The sequence below is a fragment of the Anabaena sp. UHCC 0187 genome (genome assembly GCF_009712035.1).
Taxonomy (GTDB): domain Bacteria; phylum Cyanobacteriota; class Cyanobacteriia; order Cyanobacteriales; family Nostocaceae; genus Dolichospermum.
On record NZ_VILB01000013.1, the window covers coordinates 699,891 to 717,194 of the forward strand.

16 protein-coding genes and 1 pseudogene are annotated in these 17,304 nt (G+C 39.1%); 7 read left to right on the top strand and 10 right to left on the bottom strand.

The window, feature by feature from the left end:
* Window positions 1–35: 35 nt before the first annotated feature.
* Window positions 36–1,541, bottom strand: coding sequence for a carotenoid isomerase (crtH, locus tag FJR11_RS16095; RefSeq protein WP_168505593.1), 1,506 nt, complete (start codon window positions 1,539–1,541; stop codon window positions 36–38).
* A 264-nt stretch (window positions 1,542–1,805) separates the two neighbouring features.
* Here crtH and upp point away from each other — a divergent pair, with 264 nt between their 5' ends.
* The 3 genes from upp (at window position 1,806) to FJR11_RS16110 (ending at window position 3,253) form a co-directional block, all read left to right on the top strand.
* Window positions 1,806–2,459 (top strand): uracil phosphoribosyltransferase, encoded by a 654-nt coding sequence (upp, locus tag FJR11_RS16100; protein WP_168505401.1) that lies wholly within the window; start codon window positions 1,806–1,808, stop codon window positions 2,457–2,459.
* A 76-nt stretch (window positions 2,460–2,535) separates the two neighbouring features.
* Window positions 2,536–2,862: a hypothetical protein gene (locus FJR11_RS16105; RefSeq protein WP_168505403.1), complete on the top strand. Its 327-nt coding sequence runs from the start codon at window positions 2,536–2,538 to the stop codon at window positions 2,860–2,862.
* A 112-nt stretch (window positions 2,863–2,974) separates the two neighbouring features.
* Window positions 2,975–3,253, top strand: a complete 279-nt coding sequence (locus FJR11_RS16110; RefSeq protein WP_168505405.1) for a YggT family protein — start codon at window positions 2,975–2,977, stop codon at window positions 3,251–3,253.
* Between the two features lie 51 nt (window positions 3,254–3,304).
* On the opposite strand, the gene FJR11_RS16115 is transcribed toward FJR11_RS16110, so the two are convergent.
* The 5 genes and pseudogenes from FJR11_RS16115 to FJR11_RS16135 all read right to left on the bottom strand — a co-directional run bounded on the left by FJR11_RS16115 (window position 3,305) and on the right by FJR11_RS16135 (window position 8,553).
* Window positions 3,305–3,736: a hypothetical protein gene (locus tag FJR11_RS16115; protein WP_168505407.1), complete on the bottom strand. Its 432-nt coding sequence runs from the start codon at window positions 3,734–3,736 to the stop codon at window positions 3,305–3,307.
* 96 nt (window positions 3,737–3,832) lie between these two features.
* Window positions 3,833–5,074, bottom strand: coding sequence for a bifunctional ornithine acetyltransferase/N-acetylglutamate synthase (gene argJ / locus FJR11_RS16120; RefSeq protein WP_168505408.1), 1,242 nt, complete (start codon window positions 5,072–5,074; stop codon window positions 3,833–3,835).
* A gap of 594 nt (window positions 5,075–5,668) precedes the next feature.
* Window positions 5,669–7,150, bottom strand: a complete 1,482-nt coding sequence (gene gatB, locus FJR11_RS16125; RefSeq protein ID WP_168505410.1) for an Asp-tRNA(Asn)/Glu-tRNA(Gln) amidotransferase subunit GatB — start codon at window positions 7,148–7,150, stop codon at window positions 5,669–5,671.
* Window positions 7,151–7,226: 76 nt separating this feature from the next.
* Window positions 7,227–7,346, bottom strand: a pseudogene (locus FJR11_RS16130) (toxin-antitoxin system HicB family antitoxin); the annotation flags it as partial.
* Between the two features lie 562 nt (window positions 7,347–7,908).
* The gene (locus tag FJR11_RS16135; protein WP_168505412.1) at window positions 7,909–8,553 is read right to left on the bottom strand and encodes a DUF3386 domain-containing protein; all 645 of its coding nucleotides are present in this window, start codon (window positions 8,551–8,553) and stop codon (window positions 7,909–7,911) included.
* Between the two features lie 103 nt (window positions 8,554–8,656).
* Here FJR11_RS16135 and FJR11_RS16140 point away from each other — a divergent pair, with 103 nt between their 5' ends.
* From FJR11_RS16140 to rlmN, 4 genes are all read left to right on the top strand, one after another.
* Window positions 8,657–9,325, top strand: coding sequence for a LuxR C-terminal-related transcriptional regulator (locus FJR11_RS16140; RefSeq protein ID WP_168505414.1), 669 nt, complete (start codon window positions 8,657–8,659; stop codon window positions 9,323–9,325).
* A 46-nt stretch (window positions 9,326–9,371) separates the two neighbouring features.
* Window positions 9,372–11,552: a DEAD/DEAH box helicase gene (locus FJR11_RS16145; RefSeq protein ID WP_168505416.1), complete on the top strand. Its 2,181-nt coding sequence runs from the start codon at window positions 9,372–9,374 to the stop codon at window positions 11,550–11,552.
* A gap of 219 nt (window positions 11,553–11,771) precedes the next feature.
* Window positions 11,772–12,602, top strand: a complete 831-nt coding sequence (locus FJR11_RS16150; protein WP_168505418.1) for a metallophosphoesterase — start codon at window positions 11,772–11,774, stop codon at window positions 12,600–12,602.
* A 96-nt stretch (window positions 12,603–12,698) separates the two neighbouring features.
* Window positions 12,699–13,769 carry a 23S rRNA (adenine(2503)-C(2))-methyltransferase RlmN gene (gene rlmN / locus FJR11_RS16155; protein WP_168505420.1) on the top strand — a complete coding sequence of 357 codons (1,071 nt, stop codon included), beginning with the start codon at window positions 12,699–12,701 and terminating at the stop codon, window positions 13,767–13,769.
* Between the two features lie 29 nt (window positions 13,770–13,798).
* On the opposite strand, the gene FJR11_RS16160 is transcribed toward rlmN, so the two are convergent.
* From FJR11_RS16160 to FJR11_RS16175, 4 genes are read right to left on the bottom strand one after another with little or no spacing between them, the layout of a single operon-like run.
* Window positions 13,799–14,530, bottom strand: coding sequence for a hypothetical protein (locus FJR11_RS16160; RefSeq protein WP_168505422.1), 732 nt, complete (start codon window positions 14,528–14,530; stop codon window positions 13,799–13,801).
* A 56-nt stretch (window positions 14,531–14,586) separates the two neighbouring features.
* On the bottom strand, window positions 14,587–15,540 hold the full coding sequence (locus FJR11_RS16165; RefSeq protein WP_168505424.1) for an SDR family NAD(P)-dependent oxidoreductase: 954 nt from the start codon (window positions 15,538–15,540) through the stop codon (window positions 14,587–14,589).
* Window positions 15,530–16,231, bottom strand: coding sequence for a DapH/DapD/GlmU-related protein (locus FJR11_RS16170; RefSeq protein ID WP_168505426.1), 702 nt, complete (start codon window positions 16,229–16,231; stop codon window positions 15,530–15,532). Before FJR11_RS16170 ends, FJR11_RS16165 begins: the two co-directional genes overlap by 11 nt.
* Window positions 16,228–17,247, bottom strand: a complete 1,020-nt coding sequence (locus FJR11_RS16175) for a Gfo/Idh/MocA family protein (RefSeq protein WP_168505428.1) — start codon at window positions 17,245–17,247, stop codon at window positions 16,228–16,230. The genes FJR11_RS16170 and FJR11_RS16175 overlap by 4 nt, the downstream gene beginning before the upstream one ends.
* Between the last annotated feature and the right edge of the window lie 57 nt (window positions 17,248–17,304).

A 17,304-nucleotide genomic window follows, 5' to 3' on the forward strand; every position in this document is an offset into this window, starting at 1 on the left:
GACCAGATTCCCGACTTCTTTAAGAAGTCAGGGATCTATTTTCTGAGTTTCAAATCTACCGCAATGCGGTGAGCGCAAGCAAACCCGGAAAAAGCGACTGCATTCAAACCTTGTCCAGGGAATGTACTATCTCCTACACAATATAAATCAGGAATAGCAGTGCGATTAAAAGGCATTCCTAACAACCCCCACAACTTGCGTTTAGGTATGGGTCCATAAGTACCATCCATGCGATTTAAGAAGCGACGGTGGGTGCGGGGAGTGCCTATTTCTAAATAATCTAACCCTGCATCTAAACCAGGAAAAATTGCGTCTAGTCTGTCAATAATTTGCCCCGCTGCTATTTCCTTTTTAGCTATATACTCGCTTTCTGAAAGTCCCTGCCAATTACTCATCCAGTCAGGTGTAAAAGCATGAATAATATGATATCCTGTTGGTGCTAAATCTGGGTCAAGTAAGGTAGGAATAGAAACAAAAATTGTCCCTGTTGGTGCAGTCATTTGTTCCCAATCTGCTAATAAAATATGATGGCATTCTGTTCCTACTGGCAAAACTGATGCTTTTACGCCTATATGCAAACTTAAAAAACTGGGCGATTTTTCATATCGTTGTTGCCAATTTTTTTCATTAGTTGGCATATTTTCTGCTGGTAGTAATTTTGTAAAAGTATCCCATCGAGTAGCATTAGATACTATTTTTTTACCATGATAAACTTGACCATTCGCTAATTGTACACCTACAGCTTTTCCCTGTTTTGTAATGATTTTTGTTACTCTAGCCTTGTATTGAATCTTACCACCAAATTGTTCTAAACCTGTCACCAATTTTTCGGCAATTTGACCAACTCCACCCCGAGGATAATTAACTCCGCCATAGTGTCTATCGGAAAAAACCATGCCAGCATTAATCATGGGGGTCATAGCCGCTGGAACTACTGACCAGCAATAACACTCTATATCAATAAACTTTAATAACTGAGGATCTTGAATATAACGTCGTGCTACATCTCCCACGTTTAAGGGTAAATACTTAGCCAAACCCAGACAAGCTAACGGATTTTGCAGAAATACCCGCAGGAGATATTTAGGTTCTTCTAATGATAATAATTCAATATTATTCAGACAATTAAAAACTCTTTGACATTCATTATAAAAGCTCCGAATTCCTTTAGCTTCATGGGGAAAATAAGCAATCAGACTTTGGATAAATTTTTCATAATCTCTATCAACTTTCAAATCTAAATTATCAGGTAAATGATAATGAATCTGTACAGGGTCAGCAATGGTTTCTAAGTTGACATTGACTGCATCTAAAGCCTTTGTTAGTAGGTTAGTTGTCCCTTTATTTCCCATGCCAAAAATCATGGATGCACCCACATCAAAGGTGTATCCTTGGCTTTGAAAATAACCTGCACTACCACCAGGAATTAGATAACTTTCTAGGACTATAACTTTTGCCCCTTTCGCTGCTAATTGGGTGGCTGTGACTAAACCACCAATACCAGAACCAATAATAATGACATCAAATAATTCGTGATTGATCACTTGTAATAACTCTCTGTTCTATTTTCCCTATGCCATTATACAAAAAAGAGGGAAAAGCCTGCTGCTGCTGACTAATCCCGCTGCCGATCCTTTCAAGAGAGGAGAACACTTGAGAATAAATATAACCTTGATTGAGAATAGTTGTCAACTACTAATAAGAATTTTTCTTAATAACTGATTATTGACTTTCAGCCGAAGCTGGGAAGGAGTATGATGATGTTTCAGTAAAAAGATAATTAATAAAGTCGGCTATTTTTAGTTATGACGCAACAACAACTGCGTGTTTATGTTCCACCCCATCCCCTAATTCAGCACTGGTTGGGAGTTGCCCGTGATGTAGCTACACCATCAGTATTATTTCGTTCTGCTATCACTGAGTTAGGTAGGTGGCTAACTTATGAAGCTGCCAGAGAGTGGTTGCCAACCCAAGAAACAACTGTCCAGAGTCCCTTAGCTACTTGCCCAGCCACTTTTATTGATCCTCACATACCTGTGGCGGTTGTGCCGATTTTGCGGGCTGGTTTAGGCTTATTAGAGGGAGCGCAGGGTGTACTACCTTTAGCATCAATTTACCATTTTGGCTTGGCACGAAATGAAGAAACTCTCGAACCTACTTGTTATCTGAACAAATTACCAGAAAAATTTGCTCCCGAAACACGGGTGTTAATTACCGAGCCGATGTTAGCTACTGGAGGTTCTATAATGGCAGCAATGGCGGAATTGACCGCAAGAGGCGTTGATCCTGCCTTAATTCGGATTATTTCTGTAGTTGTTTCCCCCCCAGCTTTGAAAAAATTGGCTGCTGTCTATCCCGGCTTAATCGTTTACACCGCTACTATTGACGAAACGCTTAATGATCAGGGTTATATTGTCCCAGGATTAGGTGATGCGGGCGATCGCATCTTTGGGACTTAAACTAGGCGTACAGCTAAGAACGGAAAATAGCTGAAGTATTGTCAAGGTTGCTTATTTTCTAGAAGGTGGTAAAAATATGAGTCAGCAAGATGGTTTTGCGAGTGGGTTGCTATTGGGTTCATTGATTGGCGGTGTCGTTGGTGGTGTTTTAGGGGCGGTGATTACTTCGCGCTTAGATGCTAAACTAACAGATGAAGAGAATGAAGGCTTAACTGGTGGTGAAAATGATAGCCAGACGGGAGCTAAAAGACGGCAAATGAGAGCCTCAGTTAATGAGAATGTGGAAATAGAAGCAACAAGGCGATCGCTTGAAGATAAAATTGCCCAACTCAATGCCACAATTGATGATGTGCGGAAGCAGTTGGGAAATGTCAATAGCAACTCATCTGTTGAAAATGAATGAGCCATCTTCAGCCTTTCCTTCGTTATATTGACTAGCCACACAATATGACATGAGCTAAATTAAAATCAATGATGAATCTATGTTTGACATTTAACAGGAAAGTTACCCATCCATGAATTTACTAATTACAACCCTAGCCACCTTTGTCTCCCTTTACAGCTATTTGCTACTGATTCGGGTTTTATTAACTTGGTTTCCCTCTGTTGACTGGTCTAATCAACCATTTGCAGCTTTAAGCCAAATTAGTGATCCCTATTTAAATTTGTTTCGCTCTATAATTCCCCCTTTGGGTGGGATGGATTTCTCCCCTGTCCTGGCATTTGTAGCTTTGAACATAGTTGGTAGTGTACTGGATAGTTTAGCTCGCGCTACCTTAGTACAAGGGTTTTAAGCCCCAAATTACGATTTTTCATGTAAGGACGTTCCTCGGAACGTCTCTACATCATCTTCTGACTCGTCCGCTGAAACCAGAAGCTTTAAACTGTTTAAGTTGCAATGGTAAGGGCTGATTACTGGGGACAGTAATTCTGAATTCAAAATCACTAACTCCGGGGGGAACTTCCGCTATTAAACCCAACCGGGTGCGATTTTGTAAGGTTGAGTCGCCGTTAGCATCATATATGCGCCCAAAAATATCTGCATCATATACAGTTTTATATGTGCTGTTTTCCGCCTTGCCTGTGACTATAAAGCAAGCAGCAGAATTTGAACCACTACTACCCACTGTTCCCGTTGCTAGTTCTAAGGGACAATCGTGGTAGGAAATATCAAATAATTTAATCTGTGTTAAAGCTAAAGCTGTGGGTGTCCATACCCAGGAAAGTAACCCGATTAGTCCAGCTATAATAATTAACTGCATTGAGCGTAACCGCATAAAATACACCTTTGATTGGAAATTTACGCTGATTCTGACAGTGTGAGCTATTTTTTTGGCGTTGCGACTCAGAGTAAAGCAGCAACGCCGATTTTCCTAAGTCGTATACTCAGCGTTAATTTTCACATAATCATAACTCAAGTCACAACCCCAAGCCTGACCGCTACCGTGACCATTACCCACACCAACAGAAATTAACACTGTGTCTGATTGCAGATATTCACCATGCGCGGCGGCTTTTAAATATCCACTAGCTGCGGCCTTATCAAAAGCTAAAGGTTGACCATTTTCAAACAGTAAAATATCCCCTAATTTAACAGAGAGGTTTTCCTGTTCAAATGGAACTCCAGCCCGCCCAGCAGCCGCAGCAATCCGTCCCCAATTGGGGTCATGACCGAAAATGGCGGCTTTGACTAAAGATGAACCAGCAATGGTTTTAGCGATTTGACGGGCTGATAATTCATCATGAGCGCCACTGACTTGGACTTCTATTAAACAAGTTGCACCTTCGCCATCACGAGCGATCGCTTTTGCCAAATGCTGACATACGTATGTTAGCATAGCTTCTAGCTTCTGGGCTTCTGCCCCCATTTCGGTAATGGCTGGAGTGCGAGATTGACCGTTTGCTAAAGCGATTAAACAATCATTTGTACTTGTATCACCATCAACAGTGATAGAATTAAAACTTCTATCCGCTGCTCTAGTTAACATTTGTTGCCAAAGCGTAGAAGATACCGCCGCATCACAGGTAACAAAGGCTAACATTGTCGCCATGTTGGGGTGAATCATCCCTGAACCTTTCGCAATCCCACCAATTCGCACTGGGCGATCATGTATAGTTGTTTCTAAGGCGATGGATTTTGTGACTAAATCTGTAGTCACAATTGCTCCTGCTGCTGTGTCTGAGCCTGTTTCTGACAGGGCTGCAACCACCTTGGGAATACCACTCCGCAAAATATCCATTTTAATCCGTTGACCAATTACGCCGGTGGAAGCTAATAAAATGGATTCGGGATTAATACCTAATTCTTGACCTAATAAGTCTGCACTTTCTTGAGCATCTTTAACACCTTGTTCACCTGTAGCAGCGTTAGCTTGTCCCGCATTACAAAGGATGGCTCTAGCACTATGTTTCCCTTGTAACACTTGCCGACAATAATCTACACAGGCTGCTTTGACATGGCTAGTGGTAAATACACCAGCAGCGATCGCCTCCACATCTGATACTATTAAGGCTAAATCCGGTAATCCTGAAGCTTTCAAACCCGCTGTAATTCCCGCTGCTTTATACCCTCTGGCTGCTGTCACACCACCAGTTATTATTTGCCAGTCTGCCATAATTTTGCTCACAATTAATATATATGTGTCTACTTTCCCCGACTTATCCCCTTTTGGTTTTCTGTCAGGGTTCAGTATTGATGTCTATTGTGAGTTTATCTGTTGATGACAATCTTTTTTTTGCTGACGAAAATTAAACTTAAAATAAAAGAGAGCCACTTGGATAGCTCTCTAAAATCATCAGGGTGCATCTACTTAGCACACTATATCATTCTAGCACCAAGGGGTCACACCCCTTATTTAAATTTTGTGTAAATAAATTAATAAGTTTTGACTTGTTATACTAAACACGGTTGGGAAATGGACTTTTACGAAATCATGAAAAACCTAGATTTGTAGGGGTTTAGCAGTGCTAAACCCCTACCCACAGAATCAAATAATTAAGCCGTGTTGAGTATAGCAAGTCAAATATAGGATTAGCCTGAAAAATATTTTAACGAACCACAGAGGCACAGAGAACACGGAGGGAAGAAGGAAGAGAAGATTTTTTACTCACCCATGGAAGGAAGGAGAGCTAATTGAAACTAGCTCTCTTGATAATCAAGTTGCGTCTTATTATCACATTATAGCGTTATGAGGGTGAGGGGTATTACCCTACGCTGGTGCATTGAGTTTCTCTTCTAGCAATTGATTGGTGAGTTTGGGTTCTGCGCGTTTATCGGTTTTTTTCAGGACTTGTCCCACGAAAAAGCCTTTGAGGTTGGTGTTACCTTTGCGGTATTTTTCGACTTGTTGGGCGTTAGCAGCCATGATTTCATCAATGATCGGTTCAAGAATGGTACGATCTGAAATCAGTTCTTGACCTGCAAAGGCTTCTTCAGGTGCAACTCCATTTAATAAATCTGTGAGTTTTTCCTTAGCTTGAGCGTTACTTATTTTACCATTTTCAATGCGAGTAATCACCTCTGCCAGGTTAACCGCAGTCAGTTTAATTTCGGAGATGGTGAGTTTTTGTTTATTTAAGTAAGCTGCGATATCTTGAGTAATCCAATTAGCCGCAGATTTGGGATTTGCACCTTTAGCAATCGCACTTTCAAAATAGTCTGCAACTGGTTTATCCTCAGTTAAGACCCGCGCATCATAAGCCGAAAGTCCCAACTCATTTTCATAATGATGGCGTTTTATCGCAGGTAGTTGGGGTAATTCACTTAACCATGAATCTAATTCTGTTTGGGTGACTTCAATCGGTGCTAAATCTGGTTCTGGGAAGTAACGATAATCACTAGAACCTTCTTTAATCCGCATACTGCTGGTGCGTTGTGAACCTTCTTCCCACAGCCGGGTTTCTTGAACAATCTTTTCTCCTGATTCAATGGCTGCAATTTGGCGTTCAATTTCATAATCAATCGCTTTTTGAATTGCACTAAAGGAGTTCATATTCTTGATTTCTACCTTAGTGCCAAATTGCTCTCGTCCCACCGGACGCACAGAAATATTCACATCACAACGCAGAGAACCTTCTTGCATATTCCCATCACTGACACCAAGATAGCGGACAATCCGCCGCAGTTCTTGGGCATATTCAGCGGCTTCTTGTCCTGTGCGTAAATCAGGTTCAGAAACAATTTCTACCAAGGGAATACCAGCCCGGTTATAATCTACAAGGGAATAGGTAGAACCGGAAAGCCTTTCACTCCCCGCATGGACGAGTTTTCCCGCATCCTCTTCCATGTGCAAGCGGGTAATACCAATGCGTTTGCGGCTGGGATTTCCCGCATCATCTACCAATTCAATTTCTATCCAACCATGTTCCGCTATGGGTAAATCATATTGAGAAATTTGGTAATTTTTGGGTAAATCAGGATAAAAATATTGTTTGCGGTCAAATTTACTATACCGAGCGATTTGACAATTGAGAGCCAAACCAGTTTTAACGGCGTATTCGAGAACTTTGGCGTTAAGTACGGGGAGAACTCCTGGTAAACCCATGCAAACAGGGTCAATATTAGTATTGGGGTCAGCACCAAAAGCTGTGGAACTGTTGGAGAAAATTTTGGTGTTGGTACTGAGTTGACAATGGGTTTCTAAGCCAATTATCGCTTCGTATTCAGTTTTTACGGGTGTAGCTGTGGTCATATCTAGATTTTATTGTTTTTCTGATTTGCTACTATTTTAGCTGTTTTGTTCTGATCTTAAGGGTAGGGCGATCGCGCTATTCTGTGAGATTATCAAGTTTATCTAGTATTCTTAAACCTGCTTCTGGGTTTCCGGTTACAGCCATTGCTTTAAATCGGGTATGAGCATCAAATTCTGCTAAAGCTATAGTAGACATAAATTATAATTAAAACTTATAAAAATATAATAATACTTTTAATATTCATAACTCATCACAATTCAAGTTTAGATTTTCTTAATAATTAATTGAGAATAATTTTTATTTAGTAACGAGCTTGCAATACTTTCGGCGATTTGCTATAATCATGGAGATTTTCATAATTGGGTTTATATTGTCAATTTTATATCTGTCTGACAAAATGATATTCAAAACCCTTTATTTATAGTTGTTTCAGAAATCAATACCAAAAAACAATACAAAACTTCATAAATTAGCAGGAATTTTTGAGAGAGGTTTAGACAAAAATTATCCAATAAATTATGTAATTTACGTGGGAGAACAAATGTCCTATTGACAAATAACTTAATTTATGGTATCTGAGGGTAGTTTTTGGTAGTAGGTAGGGAAAGTGGTGACTAACTAGAGGTTCAGGTAAAACATATACCCCGTAAGGAAATAAATTTCCTTGATAAATAACAAGAAATAAATAATCATATCCCCGACTTCTTAAAGAAGTCGGGGATATGAAGAATTTGGGTTTTATGGACTATTGAAAAATCTAACCTAACAATTCAATGTTAGAAAAGATAAAATCTTGAATGGAAATATTTCCGGCTATTTCCGTGCGAATTTCTCGACGGTTGAGAATGTAGTAATTTCCTACTTTTTCATATTCATCAGTAAAATCGCTTTTACCGCCCTTTTGTGCGCCGGTTTCCGGGTCATGATAGACAGAATCATAAGTGTGAGAAAGATATCCTTCCCCTGTATCGTGACTGCTAAAGGTGTCAATAGTCACAAAAGTACCGTGAATTAAACGGTGAACGTGGCAAACTTCATTGTTACGCACTTTGTATTTATCTCCTTCTCCCTTACCACCAACAAAAATCTCTACTGCGCCGCTTGCGTCAGATGCTCCAGGTCTAAAAGTATTTGCGCCGTGAGTCTGTTCAAAAGCCCGACGGACACGGTGAACGGCGATTTCCCAAGCTTGTCCGTGAATGGCTTTTTTAGCGGCTTCGTCTTCTACGTTCAACACTTCCGCTTTCATATTCGCATCAATCCGCACTTGACCTTTAATCACTTGGTCATCATACTTATAAGTAATATCTGCGGTATAACCGGGGAAATTTTCATCCCAGGTATAACGGTTTTGATATGCAGCCTGAAAAAGTTCTTGGGCTGAGATTTGAGTAACTGTCATAGTGCTTCTCCTCTGGTTACAAGTTAAAATAGCTTTTTATCGTTGCTGGTATTAGCATAGAAGTAATTATCGAGGTTCGCATAGACCCCAAATGGGTACACTTATGGCTAAAACTCTCCACGCCATTTTTCAAGCGATCGCTAATGTCCAAAATGAGCCAGAATTAAAACTAGCTCTCATGGATACCATTGGCGACCATTTTGCAGTGCAACATTGGGGTATTGATCTCCTAGATGACCAATTAAATACTCAAATTGAAATTCCTGAAATTCCCGCTGTCTGCTTAGAAGCTAACCCCCTTGGGCGCTATGTTGTGGAACGTCACGCTCCCACCCATGAGCAGTTAATTTTATCACCAGAAGACTGGAAAAACTATTGCACTCGTCATGAACACGTGATGACTGGCCCCATAGTTTGTAATGGTCAATTAGTGGGGACTTTAAATTTTGCTCGTGACCCCGGAAGTCTACCTTTTGATAGTAATGATTTGGCTGATTTAAGTGCTGTCTGTTTGCATTTATCGGCGAAAATGGCCACACTCCAAGCAACACCAAAAACCTTTTCCTCTACTGATAGTTGTCCCCTCACAGCGCGGGAATTGGAAATTGCCAAGTTAGTTGCTCAAGGTTTAACTAATGGGGAAATTGCGGTTAAATTGTGGATTACTCAAAATTCTGTGAAGCAAGCTTTGAAAAGAATGTTTCGGAAGTTGGATGTTTCTACTCGTGCGGAAATGGTGGCAAAATTACAAGCTAGGTTGGTTTCAAAATAGATCCGCGACTTCTTAAAGAGGTCGTGGATCTGAGTCAGGATTCGTTATGAACAATAAAAACACATTTTCTCTCCTTGCACCTTTTATTCAAGAATATATTTATGTTCACAATTGGACGGAATTACGACCTGTCCAAGTTGCCGCTTGTGAAGTTATTTTTAACACGAATTCCCATTTACTTGTTACTGCTGCTACTGCTGCGGGAAAAACTGAAGCAGCTTTTTTACCTGTTTTAAGTTTATTGCACGAAAATCCGGCAAATACTATTGGCGTTTTATATATTAGTCCGATTAAGGCTTTAATTAATGACCAATTTACCCGACTGAATGATTTGTTAAAAACGGCGGATATTCCTGTATATTCTTGGCATGGGGATATTAATCAAAGTCGCAAAAATAAACTTTTGAAAAATCCTCAAGGGATTCTGCAAATTACACCAGAATCTCTGGAAAGTTTATTAATTAATAAACATCAAGAGTTAATTCGCTTATTTGGAGATTTGCGATTTATCATCATTGATGAAATTCACGCTTTTATGGGTTTAGAACGGGGTGATCAAATTATTTGTCAATTACAAAGATTAGAAAAAATTATCCCAATTCAACCCCGACGCATTGGTTTATCTGCAACTCTTGGTGATTATTCAATGGCTGAATCTTGGTTAAGTGCGGGAACAGATAAACCTGTAATTACTCCTAAGCTAGAATCAGAAAAACGCCAAATTAAATTAGCTATAGAACATTTTTATCTTGACAATGAATCCGAAGAATCAGAATATGATCAATATATTTTTAATATTACTAAATCTCGAAAATGTTTGATATTTGCTAATAACCGCACACAAACAGAATCTATTATTTCTTCTTTGCGTCAAATAGCTAAAACGACAGGATTTCCAGATATATATCATGTTCATCATGGTAGTATATCTGCTAGTTTGCGACAAGCTGCGGAAAATGCCATGCGTGAACCCCAGACTCCCGCTGTCACTGCTGCAACTTTAACTCTAGAATTAGGAATAGATATTGGTGAGTTACAACGAGTTATTCAATTAGAATCCCCTTTATCTGTTGCCAGTTTTTTACAAAGATTAGGACGCAGTGGGAGACGAGGTGAATCTGCGGATATGCGGTTTATTTGTGGAGAAGAAAAACCATTATTAGATGCTTCTTTACCGGAACAAATTCCTTGGCAACTTTTACAATCTATTGCCATTATTCAACTTTATTTAGAAGAACGTTGGCTTGAACCAATAACACCTATTAAATATCCTTTAAGTTTATTATATCATCAAACTATGAGTATTTTAGCAGCAACGGGAGAAATTTCACCTGCTGCACTTGCGAAAGAAGTTTTGAACCTTGCACCATTTACTAATTTTTATAAAGATGATTATTTGTTATTGCTACGTTATTTAATTGATATTAATCATCTTCATAAAACAGAACAAGGTAAATTAATTATCGGTTTAGCTGGGGAAAAGGTGGTAAATAAATTCCAGTTTTATGCTGTTTTTGCTGATAGTCAAGAGTATACAGTTAAAGAAGCAGGAACAGAAATTGGAAGTATTGTTATTCCTCCTGCGGTGGGTAATCAATTTGCTTTAGCAGGGAAAAGTTGGGAAGTGGTAGAAGTTGACTTTAAAAAAAGAAATATTTTTGTCAAGCAAGTTGAAGGTAAAGCTACTATTTATTGGCGTGGTGGAACTGGGATTATTCATGGTAGAATTATCCAAAGAATGCGACAGGTTTTATTAGAAGAGACAAATTATCCCTATTTACAAAAAAATGCTCAACAACGACTATCTCAAGTTCGGGAGTTAGTCAGAAAATCAGAATTAGCTAAAAATAATATTCTGTTATTGGAAAATGGTAAATGTTGTATTTTTCCTTGGTTGGGAACTGTCGCTTATCGAACCTTAGAAAGATTACTAAATTCCTGTTGTCGAGAATCTTTAGAAATTAGAAGTATTGGTGGAGTAAATCCCTATTATTTGACTTTAAAATTAGGAAAGAATAAATTTAAATCTGTTTATCCAGAAATTGCTTCTTTATGTGAACAAAGAATTTCCCCAGAATCTTTAGTTAGTGAAGCAGAAGCACCAGAAATTAATAAATATGATCAATTTATCCCTCACGCACTTTTAAGAAAAGCCTTTGCTTATGATTATTTAGATATTCAAGAATTGAGACAACAAGTTAAACTTTGGAATAATCATAAATTGTAAATATATTACTGTTTTTATACAGCTAATATCAAAATTTTCTGTTAACGTATAAATAAATACGATTCTATTCTGAAAATCGTAGGTTGGGTTAAGCGACAGCGTAACCCAACAAAAGTCCTAAAATATTGGGAAAATGTTGGGTTTCCTTGCGTCAACCTAACCTACACAATTAAATATTTTAGAATTAAATGAACTGTATTAACTTATAAACATAATATTATGCACAGGTTATTATCTGGAGATTTGAGGACAGAAAAATTGACAGTAAAAATTCCCAAATTACCTCTATCATTAGCAGGATTAAAGCTGGTACAAATGTCAGATTTTCATTATGATGATGGTCTATTATCAGAAAAAATGTTAACAAAAGCAATTGCGGTTAGTAATGCAGCAAAACCAGATTTAGTAATTTTAACTGGTGACTATGTTAACACAAAAGCCAAACCAATTCATCAACTAGCAACACGACTGAAAAATCTCGAAAGTCGCTATGGTATTTATGCGATACTTGGGAATCATGATATTTATTATCCCAGTTCAAAATTAGAAATTATAGATGCTTTAACTCAAGTGGGAATTAATGTACTGTGGAATCAAATTGCTTACCCCTTGGGAGAAAAATTACCCATAGTGGGATTAGCAGATTTTTATTCACGAGAATTTAACCCAGAACCAATTATGAATCAACTCGATTCTAGTAAACCTTGTATTGTCTTATCCCATAACCCAGATACAGCCGAAATTCTGAAAAAATGGCGGGTAGATTTACAATTATCTGGTCATACTCACGGGGGACAAATCGTAATTCCTGGTATGGGACCGGCAATTATGTACTATATAAAAATGATGGAAAAAATACCGAATAAAATTCGGCGTAAATTGCCATTTTTACAGAAAAAGCATCCTATATTAAAACACTGGAAATGGTCACAGGGTTTACACCAAGTGGGAAACAATCAATTATATGTAAATCGGGGTTTAGGAACTTATTTCCCAGGACGGTTATTTTGTCCACCCGAAATTACTATCATTACCTTAGAAGCCCCTTAATCTATTTCTTCCTTTGCGCCTTTGCTCCTTTGCCCCTTTGCGCGAAACAAAAACAATATAGTAGAATAGGAAATTAGCATCAACTTGTGATTTTTTATGTCTGCTACCCCGTTTGTATCTCAGGTGGATTCACCTAACCCCGTAAAATCTGAACTTCTTCCCCCCCTTCTCGGCGCTTCGGTAACGGAGTTAACTGCTTGGGTACAGCAGCAGGGACAACCTGGATATAGGGGTAAGCAATTGCATGATTGGATCTATAATAAGGGTGTGCGATCGCTCGCTGATATTTCTGTATTTCCAAAAAACTGGCGTTTAGAAGTTGCAGATATTCCCATTGGCCGCTCTTCTCTACATTACCGTTCTGTTGCCCCCGATGGTACAGTTAAATATCTCCTCAAATTAGCTGACGGGGAAATTGTGGAAACTGTGGGTATTCCCAGTGATAAACGCTTAACCGTTTGTGTTTCTACTCAAGTTGGTTGTCCCATGGCTTGTGATTTCTGTGCGACTGGGAAAGGTGGTTACAAGCGTAATCTTACCCGTGCGGAGATTGTTGATCAAGTGCTGACTGTCCAAGAGGATTTTCAAGAACGGGTGAGTAATGTGGTATTCATGGGCATGGGTGAACCATTACTAAATACGGAAAATGTGCTTTTAGCGATTAAATCCATTAATCAAGATGTGGGAATTGGTGCGCGATTCATTACACTATCTACTGTAGGCATCCGCGATCGCATTTTGCAAGTAGCCGCACACGAATTACAAATTACCTTGGCTGTCAGTCTCCACGCACCCAACCAAGGATTACGGGAACAACTCATTCCCAGTGCTAAATTTTACCCCATAGAAGACTTGCTGGCAGAATGTCGAGAGTACGTAGAAATAACGGGACGCAGAGTTAGTTTTGAATACGTTCTTCTGGCTGGAGTTAACGATTTACCTGAACACGCTTTGCAACTATCAAAACGTCTGCGAGGATTTCAAAGTCACGTTAACTTGATTCCCTATAATCCCATTCAGGAAGTAGATTATAAAAGACCAACCCGCGAGAGAATAGAAGCCTTTGTTAACGTTCTTCAAGAACAAAATACTGCGGTTAGTGTGCGTTATTCTCGCGGTTTAGAAGCTGACGCTGCTTGTGGACAATTAAGAACAACAAAAAGGTAACTAATAACTAATCATTAATCTTAGGGAACTCAACTCAGGACTAGCTCTTTTATCCATTTTCCCCCACCGTGAGTAGAGAGATAATCTACCATTTCCAGAAATAAAGTTTTAGGTCCTTGTCCTTCTCTAATATGGGGACTGACAAAATCAAATGTCCATTCTGGCAGAGGTTTTAGGGGTTTGAGATTTTCATATACATCGAAACTCACATTATTTAAAGTGATATAAGCTGGATGAAAATCAAACACTTTTAAGCCTGGAACATGAAGTCTTGGGTCAGACCAACTCCAAATAGGTTCTTCTTCAAACATCTCCATATCATCTTCTAAAAAATAGGGAATTCGCCATAAATTTGCTCCCTTCCATTTGAGACAAAAAGGTGCTAAATTAGGTACTCTAGGCAATAGTAATGAACTATCAATAGAAATACCATACTCTGAACTAGCTTTTCTTAAAAAGCGTGTATGTTGATAGAGAGCATGAGTTCTCATGCTAGTGGCTTCTGGGGCTAAATTTTTGATAAATTGTAATACTTCATCTTCCGTAGAACCCTGACTGCTTTCCGGTAAACAATTAGGATGAATACCAATTTCAAATAGCTGGTGATGAAATTTTAATTTATCGAGGAGGGGAGAATAATGAGTAATAAACCATGTTGCTTTTACTTGCTTTTCTATTAAACAATCAGCCACATATTCAATCATCCAATCTGCTGCCCAGTCTACATCAATAGTCAGTAAATAATCATTATTTGCGTGCATTTTATTATTTGCTAGAGTAGATAAATATTGAATGCTGATTTTCAGATTTTAGATATCTAAGCCCGCTCATTTTGCCACCAGTTGACAAGATTACGTAATCCCTCTTCCAGAGATATAGATACTTCAAAGCCTAACATCTCTTTTGCTTTCTTTGTATCAGCTAGACGACGCTGCACCGAATTGACTTTCCGTGCTGGACCATATTCGGGTTTTAAATTCGATTCCATGACTGCTAATAAACTTTGAGCGAGATCGTTGAGACTGGTTTCTACTCCACTAGCAATATTAAATACTTCATCGGTGATATCAGCTTGAGCAGCTAGAATATTGGCTCTAGCAATATCTTCAATATAAACAAAATCCATTGTTTGTGTACCATCACCGAGGATTAGTGGTGGTTTACCTGAAGCAATTCGTTCCATCCAGCGAATCAAAACTTCAGTATAAATACCATGTATATCCATGCGAGGTCCATAAACATTAAAGTAACGTAAAGCTACATAATTAAGACCGTACATTTCATGAAAACTCCGTAGTAATCCTTCATTAAAAGTTTTCGCTGCACCGTAGAGAGTTTGGTTATTGAAAGGATGATGTTTCTCTGAAGTAGGAAATTCCTCAGCCATACCATATACTGAGGCTGATGAGGCGGCTATCACCTTCTTGACACCAGTTTTAACCGCTGCTGCTAATACATTAAATGTGCCATCTACTAACACTTCTAATGCTAAACGGGGTTCTTCAGCGCATTGAGTGATGCGAATAGCTGCTTGGTGGAAAACCACATCCACTCCTTCCATGACCTCAGATAGTAACTTGTTGTCTCGAATATCACCTTCAACTACTGTTACAGAACCATTAGCTAATGCCCAAGCTATGTTTTCTCGCCGTCCACGCACAAAGTTATCTAAGATAATAATCTCAGCTATTCCCTGTTTGACTAACTGTTCTGTGATGTGAGAGCCAACTAAACCAGCCCCTCCCGTAATTAATACTCGTTTATTCTGCATCTTTTGAGTCCCCTTCGATTGTAGATTTTTTTCGCCACCGCAAAAAACGAGCCGGGACACCAGCAACAATTGCAAATGCTGGTACATCTTTGGTGACTACTGCTCCAGCACCAATAATACTTCCTTTGCCAACAGTTACACCAGGTAATATGACCGCATTCATGCCAATATCAGCCCCTGTTTCTATCTTGACAGGCTTAATTTCTAAGTCTGTTTGGATAATTGGTAGTTCAATGGGTAAGCCACTATGAGTCGAACCTAGCACTTTTGCCCCTGGACCCCAACCTACATCAGCTTCAATTTCTAGGTTACGGGCATCAAAGTAACTCTGGGGTCCAATCCAAACGCGATCGCCGATCACACATTTCCCGTCAAACCGTCCCTGAATATAAGTTTGCGAACCAATAAATACGTTATTCCCAATTTCCAAGGTTTCTAAGTGTTTAAATCCTACATTACTGCCAATGGATACATTATGCCCAAATTGACGTGTGACAGACCGCCAGATAGCTCGTCGCATCATTTGGTCGAAATCTCCCTCACCCATGGCAAAGCGGGCGTATAGCTCGATTAAAGCCTCTTTTGCATACTGATTGCTGAGATAGCTGGATAGCCCTATTTCAAATTCGGGATCGGCTTTGATTTCTTGTCTACCATGAATAGCTTTAACTACTTGCATTTCGTGAGTCATGGCTTTAGTTTTATCAATTTGCCTTGTTGTTGCATTGATTGGTTAGCGGCTTCGAGTATTTGTACTACTTGTAATCCATTTTGACCATCTGTGATGGGAAGGTTGTTAGTTTTAATGCAGTCAACAAAATGCTGTATTTCTAAATATAAAGGTTCAGTAATATCTAGTTGTGGGGCTAACATATCCCCCAGCCGATAATCAACCATCATTTTATAAAAGTTTTCAGGATTATTAGTAAGAGTAATTCCTTTGTCGTAAATTTTGACTTTTTCACTTGGTTCTAAATCATCATAAACAATCATCTTCATTTCTCCACCAATCAAGGTGCGCCGAATTTTCACAGGTGCTAACCAACTGACGTGAATGTGAGCAATTAAATTGGTATCGAATAATAAGGTTAAATAGCTAATATTTTCATGTCCTCCAGGAATATGACTCATGCCAAAACATGAAACTGCCACTGGCTTTGAGGGTAAAACGTAGTCCATAATTGCCAAATCATGAACTGCTAAATCCCAGATTACGTTCACATCCTGTTGAAACAATCCTAGATTAATCCGCACTGAATCGTAGTAATAAATATTAGCTAATTCTTGGTTGACGATCAGTTCTCGGATTTTGCGGACAGCACCTGTATAGATAAAAGTGTGATCTACCATTAATACAAGCTGACGGCGATATGCCTCTTCAATTAGTTGGCGAGCCTGTGCAGATGTTGCTGTGATCGGCTTTGATACCAAGACGTGTTTACCAGCCCGCAATGCTGCCAAAGCTAAATCAAAGTGGGTTGAGACTGGGGTAGCGATCGCAATAGCATCAATTTTAGGGTTTTCAAATAGCTCTTGACAATTTGTTGTTACTTGAATACTAGGATATCGAGCCAGCACCTTAGTTAAGTATTCCGGTTGGAAATCGCTGACTGCGACAACCTGTGTTTCTGGTACTTCAGCAAAATTCCGCACCAGATTCGGTCCCCAGTAGCCATAACCGATGACACCGATATTAATTGTTTCCATTTTTGATGACTATAGCAATCCCATTTGAGTGAATTAATTTAACCACTTCAGGCACAG